Origin of the sequence: Alloprevotella sp. oral taxon 473 str. F0040, from assembly GCF_000318095.2 — a bacterium.
Classification (GTDB): domain Bacteria; phylum Bacteroidota; class Bacteroidia; order Bacteroidales; family Bacteroidaceae; genus Alloprevotella.
Genome location: NZ_KB290717.1, coordinates 562,153 through 575,048, shown reverse-complemented (window position 1 = coordinate 575,048; position 12,896 = coordinate 562,153). Strand labels below are relative to the sequence as shown.

At 43.8% G+C, this 12,896-nt stretch carries 12 protein-coding genes; all 12 read right to left on the bottom strand.

Translation table 11 applies throughout. The features are described 5' to 3' along the window. Positions 1 to 4 precede the first annotated feature (4 nt). A complete protein-coding gene (locus HMPREF9999_RS07990; protein WP_044063283.1) occupies positions 5 to 2,530 on the bottom strand; it encodes an SLBB domain-containing protein in 2,526 nt (841 codons plus the stop codon). A gap of 13 nt (positions 2,531 to 2,543) precedes the next feature. Continuing rightward, positions 2,544 to 2,771, bottom strand: coding sequence for a sugar transferase (locus HMPREF9999_RS10935; protein WP_009752210.1), 228 nt, complete (start codon positions 2,769 to 2,771; stop codon positions 2,544 to 2,546). Next, complete coding sequence (locus HMPREF9999_RS10930; RefSeq protein ID WP_009752209.1) at positions 2,771 to 3,223, bottom strand: sugar transferase; 453 nt, start codon at positions 3,221 to 3,223, stop codon at positions 2,771 to 2,773. Before HMPREF9999_RS10930 ends, HMPREF9999_RS10935 begins: the two co-directional genes overlap by 1 nt. Before the next feature lie 156 nt (positions 3,224 to 3,379). After that, the gene (gene rny / locus HMPREF9999_RS07980; RefSeq protein ID WP_009752207.1) at positions 3,380 to 4,912 is read right to left on the bottom strand and encodes a ribonuclease Y; all 1,533 of its coding nucleotides are present in this window, start codon (positions 4,910 to 4,912) and stop codon (positions 3,380 to 3,382) included. Positions 4,913 to 4,980: 68 nt separating this feature from the next. Then, a complete protein-coding gene (locus HMPREF9999_RS07975; RefSeq protein WP_009752206.1) occupies positions 4,981 to 5,280 on the bottom strand; it encodes a cell division protein ZapA in 300 nt (99 codons plus the stop codon). An 18-nt stretch (positions 5,281 to 5,298) separates the two neighbouring features. Next, a complete protein-coding gene (locus HMPREF9999_RS07970) occupies positions 5,299 to 5,592 on the bottom strand; it encodes a hypothetical protein (RefSeq protein WP_009752205.1) in 294 nt (97 codons plus the stop codon). Positions 5,593 to 5,632: 40 nt separating this feature from the next. Further along, a complete protein-coding gene (locus HMPREF9999_RS07965) occupies positions 5,633 to 6,271 on the bottom strand; it encodes a hypothetical protein (protein ID WP_044063282.1) in 639 nt (212 codons plus the stop codon). Between the two features lie 146 nt (positions 6,272 to 6,417). After that, positions 6,418 to 7,653, bottom strand: coding sequence for an anaerobic sulfatase-maturation protein (locus HMPREF9999_RS07960; protein ID WP_410488783.1), 1,236 nt, complete (start codon positions 7,651 to 7,653; stop codon positions 6,418 to 6,420). Between the two features lie 266 nt (positions 7,654 to 7,919). After that, positions 7,920 to 8,711 carry a glucosamine-6-phosphate deaminase gene (nagB, locus tag HMPREF9999_RS07955; RefSeq protein ID WP_009752200.1) on the bottom strand — a complete coding sequence of 264 codons (792 nt, stop codon included), beginning with the start codon at positions 8,709 to 8,711 and terminating at the stop codon, positions 7,920 to 7,922. 361 nt (positions 8,712 to 9,072) lie between these two features. Continuing rightward, positions 9,073 to 10,380 (bottom strand): TolC family protein, encoded by a 1,308-nt coding sequence (locus HMPREF9999_RS07950; RefSeq protein ID WP_009752199.1) that lies wholly within the window; start codon positions 10,378 to 10,380, stop codon positions 9,073 to 9,075. A gap of 55 nt (positions 10,381 to 10,435) precedes the next feature. Beyond that, positions 10,436 to 11,551, bottom strand: coding sequence for an efflux RND transporter periplasmic adaptor subunit (locus tag HMPREF9999_RS07945; RefSeq protein ID WP_009752198.1), 1,116 nt, complete (start codon positions 11,549 to 11,551; stop codon positions 10,436 to 10,438). A 63-nt stretch (positions 11,552 to 11,614) separates the two neighbouring features. Beyond that, on the bottom strand, positions 11,615 to 12,868 hold the full coding sequence (locus HMPREF9999_RS07940; protein ID WP_009752197.1) for an ABC transporter permease: 1,254 nt from the start codon (positions 12,866 to 12,868) through the stop codon (positions 11,615 to 11,617). Positions 12,869 to 12,896 lie beyond the last annotated feature (28 nt).

Genomic DNA, 12,896 nt, shown 5'->3' with positions numbered 1-12,896 from the left:
TGCTTTACTTTTTCAATGCACTCACTGCTACTGCGGCGAGAGTGGTGAGACTCATGATGAGAGAGATGAGTTGCGTGAGGTTCATGACTTGGCGTTTAGGCTTGGCAGGTACCACAATATTGCTGCCTGGCTGAATGTCTCGTGAAGAGCGCACACGTTTCACGGTTCCATTCATCTGTATGGCAAATACTCTACTCTTTTTTGATTTGAGGCTATAACCACCACATTGCTCAATATAATGCGAGAGACTAGCTCCAGGAGTATAGGTTAGGGTAGTGGGATACATCACTTCACCACTCACACTTACTGTGTTGTTAAATTGTGGAATGATAAGTCGATCGCCTTCTCGAAGGATGACATCCCAACGGTCATCTCCTGGATTTTGCAATGCCGATTCTAGGTGAATTACAACATAAGGCATATCGTTTATCTGAATCTTACGGATATCAGTGCTGTCGTTGAGCGTTGCAATTTTGATTAGTTCTTGTTGCTTTAGTTTCTCTACATCTGTGAGTTGACGTTCTAGACGAGCACCTCTTGCATAAGCTTCTTTGGTTAATCCACCAGCAGCAGTGATGAGGTCGGAGAGACGATATTTCTTTTTGGTGATTACGTAAGTCCCTTCAAATTGTACTTCTCCTTCTACTTTCACATGTTGTTGTTCTACATAGCCAGGTGACGTACGAACATAAACTTCATCGAAAGGCTGAAGGATGAAATCTGGTTTACCATCTATGATAAATCCGTCTTTAAGTGAAAAACTAAAGAACTGAGCAACTTGCTCTCCTGAAGCTACAGCTTTCTTATCGCGGAAACGACGTGCTATATCTACTTTCGCAACACTGGCTTTGTCGGTGAGACCGCCGGCTTGTAGAATGAGAGACTCTATAGAGCTATTAGCAGCATATTGGTAAGAACCAGGGTATCTCACTTCTCCGTTGATGGTGAGAAGAAGTTCTTCATTTGTATCTTTGCGTGATGGAATGAAAACTACATCTTCATTCTGAAGAGGGATATCAGCTTCTTTATGCTGCATCAAGTCACCACCATTGAAGCTCTTCACTTCAAGGGTGCGATCAGAGCGTAAACGATGGATAATCCCTCGAGCAGGCATAGCATCTTCCGCAAGGCCTCCTGCCGTTTGAATAAGTTGACGAACTGTAGAGATGTTACCATCCATTTGATACTTGCCAGGACGCATCACTGCACCACGAACCTCTACGAGATTTTTGTAACGATCAAGCACTGAGTCTACCCAAACAGAGTCGGCATCTTGGACTTGAAATTTTCCTCTTTCAAACTCATTGAGGCTATAAATGCTCATTTCTCCACCCGACTTTCGGATGAGAGTGATATTATCGCTAAAAGCATCTCCTGTAAATCCACCAGCATATTTGAGTAGTGTGTTGACACTCTCAGTCTTTTTCATCTCGTAGAACATGGGGCGCTTCACTTTACCCGCAATATTTACTAAGCAATCATAGGTATCTACGTAGATGACGTCGTCAGATGTCAGACGGATGTTTCCTGAGAGCTTGCCATTGAGTATGTAGTCATATATGTCTACTGTTGACACTAAACGTCCTTTGCGCAGCACCTTGATGCTACGCAACGTACCAATGTCATTGACTCCACCAGCCATGTATAGCGCATGAAACACAGTGGCAAAAGCAGACACTGTGTATGTACCAGGAGCTTTTACTTCACCCATGACATTCACAGTGATAGTCTTAGTTTGACCAACTGTGAGTTTTACCTGTGAGCCTCCAAAGCGGGACCCCAGAGTATTACGAAGTCTTTGGTTAGCTTGTGCTACCGTGAGTCCACTTACATTGACTGGACCATACCCTTCGATATTGATGAAGCCTTCAGGAGAAACAGTGGATTCAAACTGTTTTTGCGATGCTCCCCAAACATCCACAAACACCGCATCTCCAGGGCCTAAGAGATAGTCGCTGGGAGTTGCTATGTTCATCTCTGATTCAAAAGAGAGTTTCTTGTTGTTGAAGATGTCACGACCGAAAACCTTCTTCTTATTATTGTCTAATAAGATCATAGCGTTTTCGTACATCTCTAAAGAGTCCGGAAGAATAAAATTTAGATTCTCATCTAAATCTAATTCTTGTTGTTCTTTATATCGCTGGCGTTGATATGGAGTAAAAGAACTTTCATCTACTTTTTGCTTGTTCTTAGTGGGAAAGTTCTTGTTAGATTTGATAGGTTCCTCACGTACATCTCCATTGCTTTTCCTCAAGCGTTTGGCTGTTTTACTATCTATTCCAGAGATATTAACGGCACCTTGTACTTCTTTCTTTTGCTGGCGTTCGAAATTGCGACGAATTTTCTGAATTCTATCTACAGTTATACCTCGCTCCATAAGTTGAGTTACGATTTGAGACCGAGGAGTACCTTTGGCATTTTCTTTGACAATATAGTCCATGATTTGACTATCTGTCATAGTGGACTGCGCAAATAGCAGTCCACTACATAAGAAAGAAAGAGAAAGAAGGAGGTATTTGAAGGCTTTCATAAGTTGGGTTTTGCTAAGAATTCTTAGACGCATCTTGCCTACCAGTAAAAAACACAGCAGCAGTGGCAATAATAATTTTCACGTCCGTCCAGAGTGAGAGACGTTTTTGGTAATCTAAATCCATTTCTAGGCGGCGAAGCATCTTATCTATGGTGTCGGTATATCCATTGTAAATAGCAGCTTCGGAGGTTATGCCAGGTCGCGTGATATAAAGCCATGCATAACGTTGGTCGCGCTCCATTATTTGCTTGATGTAGAAGGCGCGTTCTGGTCGGTATCCGACAAATGTGACATTTCTCCTACAAGAACATTCCATAGCTGGGGAAGTTCATCCAAATGGTGCTTGCGAAGAAACTGGCCACATCGAGTAAATCGGTTGGAATTTTCAATGTTCACTAGTTGCGGTCCATTGGCTTCTGCATCAAGTTCCATGGTGCGAAACTTAATGATATAAAAAGGCTTCCCTCCTTTACCTATCCGCTCCTGGCGAAAAAAAGGTGTGCCGGGCGTCGTTATCCATTGGAGGATTAGTACAGCGATAATAACAGGGGAAATGAGGATAATACCTACAAACGAAAAGAATAAATCAAAAACTCGTTTAGAGATGCGATGAAGTAGGGCGGGCTTCTTCATCGCATCTTTATCTTCATGAAAAGTAGAGATTGTGGTATTGTAACTATCAAGTTGTTGCATAACTAGCTAGACAGAGGTTTGGCCACTTGGTATGGAAAAACCTCATCGTTCGTTTATTTGGCTAACGCTTCTCTGTTGAATTTATTGTATAAAGAGTGCAAACAAATGAAGAAGGCTTGCAAACTAGCATTGCCTTCTCCTTAATACAGAGCTAAATTATTTAGCGTAGCTCACAGACCTTGTCTCGCGGATCACTGTAATCTTAACTTGTCCAGGATAGGTCATTTCGTTCTGGATGCGTGTAGCGATATTGTTGGAGAGGTTTTCAATTTCTTTGTCGTCAATCTTGTCAGCACCGACAATAACACGGAGTTCACGACCAGCTTGGATGGCGTAAGTCTTCATTACACCTGGATAGTTCATTGCGATATTTTCCAAGTCGTTCAATCGTTTAACGTAGGCCTCTACAATTTCTCGACGAGCACCAGGACGAGCACCAGAGATAGCATCGCAAACTTGTACGATAGGAGCAATGAGTGAGGTCATCTCCATTTCATCGTGGTGAGCTCCAATAGCATTGCAAATATCAGGCTTTTCCTTATACTTCTCAGCTATCTTTGCTCCATAGAGCGCGTGTGGCAATTCGGTTTCTTCATCGGGCACCTTACCGATGTCGTGGAGCAAACCTGCCCGTTTGGCCTTTTTGGGATTCAACCCTAATTCAGCTGCCATGATACCACAAAGGTTTGCCGTTTCTCGTGCGTGTTGCAAAAGATTTTGGCCGTAAGAAGAACGGTACTTCATTTTACCCACGATGCGAATGAGTTCAGGATGCAAACCATGGATACCTAAGTCTATGGCGGTCCGTTTACCTGTTTCTATTACTTCTTCTTCAACCTGCTTAGACACTTTGGACACAACTTCTTCAATACGGGCTGGGTGAATGCGACCGTCAGAGATGAGGTGGTGCAATGCAAGACGAGCAATTTCACGGCGTACAGGGTCGAAAGCACTAATGACAATTGCTTCAGGAGTGTCGTCTACAACGATTTCGACACCAGTGGCGGCTTCGAGAGCACGAATGTTACGGCCTTCACGGCCGATGATTCGACCTTTTACTTCATCATTGTCGATGTGGAAAACTGTCACACTGTTTTCAATAGCGGTTTCAGTTGCCACACGTTGAATGGTTTGAATAACGATGCGCTTAGCTTCTTTGTTAGCGTTGATCTTCGCCTCGTCCATAATCTCATTGATGTAGCTTTGAGCATGGCTGTGAGCTTCGGCCTTGAGTCCTTCAATGAGTTGATTTTTCGCTTCTTCCGCAGAAATACCAGAAAGTTCTTCGAGCTTTTCTATTTCACGCTGGTGCATTTTGCTCAGCTCTTCCTCCTTACGTTGTAGCAGAGCTTCTTGATTCTTGACACGGTTTTGGTGAGAATCAAGTTCTTGTTTAGTGCGATTAATCTCTTCCTGACGTTTGTTAAGCGTCATTTCGCGTTGCTTCAGCTTATTCTCGCTCTGGAGGATATGTTGATTGCGTTGTTGGACTTCTTTTTCAAGTTCAGCCTTTTTATTCAAGAATTTTTCCTTGACTTCTAGGAGTTTTTTTTCCTTTATCACCTCTGCTTCTTTAGAGGCTTCGTTGAGTTTTTGTTGGTAGATAGACGTCAAGACGTAGCGGAAACAGAGATATCCTCCACCTCCACCAACGATGAGTGCTACCAAGGCTATGATAAAATAAATCATTATCGTGGAAAGAATTATGTCTTGTTGGTTATCGGGGTAAAAATTGCGAGAGAGATTAGCGACTCTTTCTATTCTTCATTGAGCACCTCTTCTACTTCTAAGTTGAGTTGCTTCATCGAAGACACGAGTGGATCTACACTTTTCTCCTGTTGCAGTTGAAGTAGTTGCACAGCTATGTCCACCAGCACAGTAGTGCTATAGCGTTCAGCACTATGATTAGGCTGTGCTGTGCGATATTTATTGAATTTGCTGTTGATTAAATCAGCCGCCTTACGAAAGAGTTCCTCCTTTTCACGGAGCACAGTGTACATATAAGGCTGATTATTAATCAATAGTCTGATTTGTAATTTGTCGCTTGTGTTTGGCATCTTAATCTACTGTCAAACCTACACATTGAGCAAAGCTATGCACTTATCAATTTCTCGAATGAGCTTGTTGATTCGCTTCTGTGCAGCTTGGTTTTCGGCCGTTGTGATTTCTATCATTTTGGCCATTTTGAGATTGGCATATTGCTGCTCTAATGTAGCAATACGCTGTTCCAATTCTTGTGCACGGGATTTTTCTTCATTCAAAGCCTGGTTCAACTCGTCATTATGTGCAAGAACTTCTTTGTGCTTGTTGATGAGTTGGCGCACTCGTGCTTCAAATTGATGTAAAATCTTTTCTTCTTCGGCAGTCATAGGCAGTCATGAATCCTTCAATGAATACTCTTGCCAAAGTTTACGCATCTTTATTGTCGGTCTTTGGCTCTTTCTTGGCGAGCATCAGCACATTGTAGACAAATTCGGTCATCCACGCTTGTGAATATCCCAATTGCGCTTGATAGCTACGCACATTCATCACGGCTTTTTGCACACTTGCATCGCTCCAAGAGTTTTTAGTGAAAATATCACGTACAGATTTTTCTGTAAGATTACGCAATGCTCCGCGCAAGAAAGAAGGAAGGCGAAATTTCCAATTCATAAGATTGCCCATGAGCATCATAAGTTCTTGGGTGAATCCTTGAAACTGAAAAAGATAGGTTTGCATATCATTTACATTTCTGCAACGACGCTTGATACTTTCATCAATTTCTTTGAAAAAACTGTCGGAGATACCATAAATCTCGTTCATCATTTTCTTGCACTTACTCTTTTCTGCTAGACCAATTTTGTTGTTGAGAGTCTGCACTTTAAGTGTTTGCTTGAAAACTCTGAGGTCTGGTAAAGCACGGAGATCTCGAAGTCCGAAAGACGAAGCCATGACGGCTTGATAATATACACGGATGAGTGTCATGAAATCCTCGGTACCTCCCACGCGCCAGCCTTGATCTTGTACGCTTTTCTTGGAGCTACCAAAGAATTTAGAGAAAATTCCCATAGGGTTGTAGCTTGAAGAGCATTAAAAAATGCTCGTTGTTTCATTGATAATCCAATAGTTAGAGCGATTCTTATGAAAAACGCCTTTATATCTTCCTGCAAATTTAGCATTTATTCTTCATTCTGCCAAACCCAACAGGAGAAACCCTATAGTTTTCCTTGCTTAGCAAGGATGTTCATGATATTGGCTGGAGGTAGATTCGCTTGGAGTTGACGTTTCATGAAATCCATGTAAGGGGCTACATGGTGAAAATAATGTTGCCATCCAGCGCACAAATAGGGATGTCCCCATTCTCCTTCTTGACTTTGTGTAAATCGGGTGCGAGGGCAGTCACCATTGCAAGCAAATCTCCATTCGCAAGTTTTGCATTGCTGAGTGAGTAGTCTTCGTTTATTCTCTCCAAACTCTTTTTGTTCAGTGCTGAATACCATTGATTCCAACGTTTGTTGCATGATATTCCCTAGTTTAAACTCCGGAAATACATAGTGATCACAGGCATAGACATCGCCATTGTGTTCCATGGCAGTGGCATGTCCACAGGTCTCTGCCATTGTACACAGACTTCCGGGCACACCCATCCATCCTGCTAAGGTAGAATCAAAAATTTGTACAAAAAACTCTCCCACATCATGGCGCACCCACTCATCAAAAATGGTCGTTAAAAAAATACCCCACGCTTTAGGTGAAACGCTGAAAGGAGCCATCTCGGCTGTTGTCAATCCCTCGATAGGAGAAGCTAGAAGTCTTCCATCGGGATGTCGATAGATGCGTTCCACAATAGGGGTAAACTGTAAATAGTCGCAACCTATCGACTTGAAAAAATGATAGAAAGCTAATGGATCTTGAGTATTAAAATCATTCGCAACTGCCATGGCGTTCCAGTCTACGCCACATCGTTGCAATAGTTCCACTCCACGCATTACTTGTTTCCAAGTGCCACGACCAGAGCGAGAGAGTCTATAGTGGTCATGCATCTCTTGTGTTCCATCTATGGAGATGCCGACAAGAAAGTTGTTGCTTTTAAGGAAGTTACACCAGTCGAGTGTAAGTAGAGTTCCATTTGTTTGGAGAGCATTTTCTATCGTCTTTCCTTGCGCATGCTTCTCTTGTAAACGCAGAGCACGATCATAGAAACTCATGGGGCGCACCAAGGGTTCTCCACCGTGCCAAGTGAAGAGAACATTGTTTGTGGGTTGAGCTGCGATATAATCATGGATATACTTTTCGAGAAGTTCGTCGCTCATCTCTTGTTTGCCTGATGCAGCATAGAGCTTTTGTTTCTCGAGGTAATAGCAGTAGGTGCAGTCCAAGTTGCAAGCCGAACCAGCTGGTTTAGGCATCAAATGAATAGGGTGCATGTCTATGGAATAAGTGATGGATATTGCTGCGCCGTTAAAGGCCTACAATGCGTAAGAATCAAAGATTCTAAAGGATTCTTTATGTTTCTCTTCTACTATCTTCCTTGGCTTTACATTCTATGAAGAATAGATGTAAGCCCTGAGAGGTAAATGGTGAAGTAAAAATGAAATATAAAGCCTTGAATCTCGATAGTTTGGCTCTAAAAGATCAACGTGTCTTTGCTCCGTTTCATCAAATAGGGAGCAAGGACACGTTGAGAAATCATGAAATAGAGGATAAAAATCAACTATTACAAGTTATCTTTTTCGATATCTTTGAAATACTTGTAGGTACCCACTTTAAGTTCTTCGCAAGCAGCCTCATCACACACGATAATGCCGTGAGGGTGAGTTTGCAGAGCTGAGATTGTCCAAGCTTGACACACTGGACCTTCGATGGCAGCTTGCAAAGCGCGAGCCTTATTGTGGCCATTGCAGAGGATGAGTACTTCCTTAGCAGCCATCACTGTGCCTACACCGACAGTGAGTGCAGTGGCAGGCACTGCATTAGGATCACCACCGAAGAATCGGCTGTTAGCAATGCGAGTGTCTGTGGTAAGTGTCTTCTCACGTGTAAGGCTGTTGAGCGAAGAGAAAGGCTCGTTAAAAGCAATGTGACCATCAGGGCCAATGCCACCGAGGAAGAGATCGATACCACCAAAGTCAGCAATCATTTGTTCGTAGCGAGCGCATTCCGCTGCCAAATCTTCTGCGTTACCATTGAGGAGGTGTACATTTTCCTTGGGGCAATCGATGTGGTTGAAGAGGTTGTTGGCCATGAAAGTGTGGTAGCTTTCAGGGTGATCTTCGGGAAGACCTACGTATTCATCCATGTTGAAGGTTACAACGTGTTTGAAGCTTACGCGACCTTCTTGATAAGCCTTGACGATGGCTTTGTACATGCCCATAGGGCTAGAGCCAGTGGGCAATCCCAAAACGAAAGGTTTTTCAGCTGTAGGCTTTGCTGCATTGATTTTGTTTACAACGTAGTCAGCAGCCCATTGTGACAATTTAGCGTAATCGGGTTCGATAATAACTCTCATGGTTGAAAGAAAGTATGTATGTTGTTTTTATTGAAATAATTATCGACAAGGTCGGTTGTCTTATTGACCATACAAAGATAAGCATTTTATTTGATATTAAGATTAACCTCTTTCCTTTTTCTACATAATGTCTATACTTTTCGAGATGAATCGCTGTGATTTTTATGTTTATGCGCTCTATGCAAAAAAAAATCTCCGAGATTTCTATTGAAAACTCGGAGATTATCTGAAAAAAGTAGGAGATTTTCATACTAACCTCGGAGATTTGTTACTTAATTCTCCGAGAAAGGGAAGATCTGTTCTTATGGTCCTAGTGTGACTTTGTGTCATTTCATGCTAAAGAGATTGCATTGTTTATCCTCTATTGTAAAGGTTCTCCAGCATAGAAGTCTAAGATTTTGGTGCGGAAAAGATAGTCGTAGTAAGCAGTGAGGCGTTGAGTTGCTGCATTAGTATGTTTTTTGCGCGCTTCATCATATTCGGTGCCATTGGCTTTCCCTGCTTCATATTTCTTTGTCACAAGGTTGAGACTCATTTCTGAAGCTTGTTCTGCTGTCTTGGCAGCAGTCCACTTTTGTTGTGCTGCAACAGCGTTGTAATATGCGTTTTGAATCTCTTTATACAGCGTTTTTTTGAGATTTTCTTCCTCCAGTTGTTGATTCACCACTTCGAGCTTTGCCTGTTTCACACTATTGCGCGTGCTGTATCGATCAAAGATGGGGATGCTGAGTGAGAGTGCAAGAGAGGAAGCGAAGTTGTTGCGAATCTGTCTATTGAATGCTTCGTTTGTGAATCCCGAAGTATTGTAGTAATTAGTGCCCAGACCAGCAGAGAGGGAAAGGGTAGGAAGATAACCCGAACGTGCCACCTTCACTCCCATTTCTGCAGCTTCTGTGCGAAGTTTTGCCACTTGCAGTGCAGGACGCTGGGGAAGTGCGAGTGCAAACACTGCATCGGCACTTTCTGGCAGATGAGGAAGTTGTAGAGAAGCAGGCGAAGCAATGTGCAAACTGTCTGGTGTGGAGAACTCAAGCAGTTGGGAGAGTTCGAGTAATGCCAAGTTATATTGACTCTCTTCTTGCACAATAGAGGCTTGGTCTTGCGCCACTCGCGATTGTGCCTCACTGAGTTCCACTTGTGCCGCCTTCCCTGCCTGAATCAGACCAATAAGACGACTCTCTTGGAGTTGAGATAGCTGCAAGTTGGTCTTTGCTTGTTGCAGCAATTCTTGTTGGTAGAGCACTTGGAAGTAGGCTTGTGTCACTTGCAATCCCAGGCTTTCACTCAGTCGTTCGATATCTGCTGTGGCTGCTTTCAGATTGAGTTCTGCGCGTTTGCGCTCGTTGCCAATACGAAAGCCCGTAAAGAGTGGCATATCGGCATGTACTCCCAAGGAAGAAGAGTAGGTGTTGCGGGTATCATAGGTGTTGTTGGCGGTGAGTCCGCGTCCGAGCGATAGATTTTGGTTAAAACTACCGCCCACTTGGGGAAGTCTAGCTTGTTTGGCAGACTCCAAGGCTATCTTTTGCTGCTGTTGTCCCACTTGCGCTTGTCGTACACTGACATTGCGTGCCACAGCGAGGTCTATGCATTGGCGCAACGTGAGGGTTTGCGCGCCAACCATTAGCGGAAAGCCTGCAGTGAGGAGCATAAATATGATTTTCTTCATAATCGAGACTAGTGTATGAGGGATGAAACCTTAAGAATATGAGCGACCATTAGATTTATTTGTCAGTGGTTGCTTCTTGTTGGTTGCCGCGCACACGGTCTTTGGTGGTGAGTCCTTTGAGAATCTCAATGTTTACGCCATCGGACAAGCCAACAGTCACCTCGCGACGTTCAAATGTTTGAGGAACAGCGCCTGGCTTGCTTGTCACCACATAAACTACGGTCTTGTTGTTCTCGTGAACAATCGCACTTTCGGGCACTGTGAGCACGTGTTTGCGTGCCTCCAATACGATGGTAGCGTTGGCACTATAGCCAGCGCGGAGCTGATGACCACTGTTGGGGGCAATAGCTCCCTTGATTTCAAACTGATTACTTTGGGTGCCAGCGCTCACTTTAGGAGCGATGAATTCCAGCTTTGCAGACAACGTAGCATCGGGCAAAGCACCGACGGAGATGTCCATGGACATTCCATTAGTGAGTAAAGCCACTTCTGTTTCGTCAATGGTGCCTTTGAAGAGCAAGTCTTTCATGTTTGCCACCGTCGCAATCGTTGTACCTTCGTTGAAGGTGTTGCTCATAATTACCGAGTTACCCACTTTCACAGGGACATTAAGGATGATGCCATCAATCGTAGAACGAACCAAAGTTGTGGATTGTGCTGCCATAGAGCGGCTCACACCTTCTTTAAGAATCTGCAGTGCCTCTGTTGCGTTCGCCAATTCTTCTTTGTTTTGACGAAGCGCCAAGTGCGATTTCTCCATCTCTTCGGTAGAAATGAGCTGCTGATCGTGGAGTTGTTTGTTGCGGTTGTAGTCGCGTTGAGCTTGTGCCAAGTTCAGTTGAGCCAATCGCACGCGATTTTCTGCAGAGTTGAGCGAACTCATGTCTGGAATCACTTTCACACGCGCTATCAGCTCTCCTTTTTTCACCGACTGTCCAGCTTCTTTGTAGAGTTCTGCCACGATGCCAGAAATCTGTGGTTTAATGTCCACTTCGTTGCGCGGTTCTATCGTGCCTGTTGCCACGGTGGTGCGTTGAAGGTTGTTGTAGGCAGGAGCAATCTCTTCAAAAGTTGCTTCTTTCTTTTGCGTCTTATTGTAGAGGAAGACAAAGGTGCCAATAAAAATCACTCCAAGAAGAATGAGACCAATGATTTTAATAGCTTTTTTCATGATGCAAGAATATAACTTGTTATTAGGAATATGAGGAAAGAATGAGGTAGTGCTAAAAGGGTCTTATTCATCGCGGATAGCATCAATAGGTTTGATGGCAAGTGCTCGAAGCGAAGGAGCTATGCCTGCTAAAACCCCAATGAAGGAAAGGGCAAACAATGCTCCAACCGCTACTGGGAAGCTGATGAAGAATCCGCCACTTGGGTAAGATTCCGTCATAGAATGTGCAGCTATGTCTATACCGCTCAAAATCCACACCGATATAATGATGCCTCCTATGCCAGCAAGCAGAGTAATGACCACGCTCTCTGTCATAATTTGAGAGAGAATGTCGTGTGGTTTGGCACCGATGGCGCGGCGAATACCGATTTCTGTAGTGCGCTCTTTCACGACTACCATCATAATGTTGGAGATACCAATGGCGCCAGAGAGCAAGGTGCCGACACCAATGAGCCATACAAGGATGTTGATGCCCGAAAACAGCGCTGTCACCATTTGAAACATTGATTCCATGTTGATGCTCATATAGGCTGCGGTGTCTGTAGGATCCACAGAGTGTCGTTCACAGAAAAATCTTTCCATTTGTGGTTGAATACTGCTGATTGACACATTATCTTTCACCACCACTCCGATAATAGCGATGTCATTGCCCGATTTCGTTAAGTTTTGAGCTACAGAGAAAGGGATAAACACCGAATAGCTGCTATTCCCACCCACACCAAAATTACTGATGATGTGAGACACCCCCACCACTTGCAGATACATACCACCAGATTGTACGTACTTTCCTAGAGGGTTAGGGTCGTTGGGAAAGAGTCGCGATGCAATGTTTTTACTGAGCACACATACACGTCGCTGATTCATCACATCTGCCATCTGAATGAAGCGCCCCATCACGATGTGAGGATTTTCAATTTGATCATAGTTGGGATATACTCCTTTCAGAGATACATTCTCCTTATGTTGCTTGTGGGTCATTTCTGTGAAGAGCCCCAACACCATAGGCGTAGCGAGTTTCACCCCTGGCACTTGTTTGGGGAGCGCGTCCACATCGCTCAAGTGCAACATCCAAGAGCGGTCTACTTGGAATCCCTTATAGGGCTTTGTCGTTTTTCCCGGCATGAAGAAATACGAGTTTTGTGCAAAACCATTGAAGTTGGCTTCTAGTATAGCTCGAAAACCATTGCTACCACCCATGAGGATTGTGAGCATAAAGATGCCCCAAAATACTCCGAAGGCAGTGAGCAAGGAGCGCGATTTGTTGCGACTCAGGGTTTGCCAGATTTCAGACCATTTGTCGAGATCAAAGATAGTCATAGTCTTGAATTTAGGAGGATAGGGGATT

What these genes read in the sequence shown, in the direction of transcription:
- HMPREF9999_RS07990 (WP_044063283.1), bottom strand. Translation starts at nt 2,530, where the DNA reads ATGAAAGCCTTCAAATACCTCCTTCTTTCTCTTTCTTTCTTATGTAGT.
- HMPREF9999_RS10935 (WP_009752210.1), bottom strand. Translation starts at nt 2,771, where the DNA reads ATGGAGCGCGACCAACGTTATGCATGGCTTTATATCACGCGACCTGGC.
- HMPREF9999_RS10930 (WP_009752209.1), bottom strand. Translation starts at nt 3,223, where the DNA reads ATGCAACAACTTGATAGTTACAATACCACAATCTCTACTTTTCATGAA.
- rny (WP_009752207.1), bottom strand. Translation starts at nt 4,912, where the DNA reads ATGATTTATTTTATCATAGCCTTGGTAGCACTCATCGTTGGTGGAGGT.
- HMPREF9999_RS07975 (WP_009752206.1), bottom strand. Translation starts at nt 5,280, where the DNA reads ATGCCAAACACAAGCGACAAATTACAAATCAGACTATTGATTAATAAT.
- HMPREF9999_RS07970 (WP_009752205.1), bottom strand. Translation starts at nt 5,592, where the DNA reads ATGACTGCCGAAGAAGAAAAGATTTTACATCAATTTGAAGCACGAGTG.
- HMPREF9999_RS07965 (WP_044063282.1), bottom strand. Translation starts at nt 6,271, where the DNA reads ATGGGAATTTTCTCTAAATTCTTTGGTAGCTCCAAGAAAAGCGTACAA.
- nagB (WP_009752200.1), bottom strand. Translation starts at nt 8,711, where the DNA reads ATGAGAGTTATTATCGAACCCGATTACGCTAAATTGTCACAATGGGCT.
- HMPREF9999_RS07950 (WP_009752199.1), bottom strand. Translation starts at nt 10,380, where the DNA reads ATGAAGAAAATCATATTTATGCTCCTCACTGCAGGCTTTCCGCTAATG.
- HMPREF9999_RS07945 (WP_009752198.1), bottom strand. Translation starts at nt 11,551, where the DNA reads ATGAAAAAAGCTATTAAAATCATTGGTCTCATTCTTCTTGGAGTGATT.
- HMPREF9999_RS07940 (WP_009752197.1), bottom strand. Translation starts at nt 12,868, where the DNA reads ATGACTATCTTTGATCTCGACAAATGGTCTGAAATCTGGCAAACCCTG.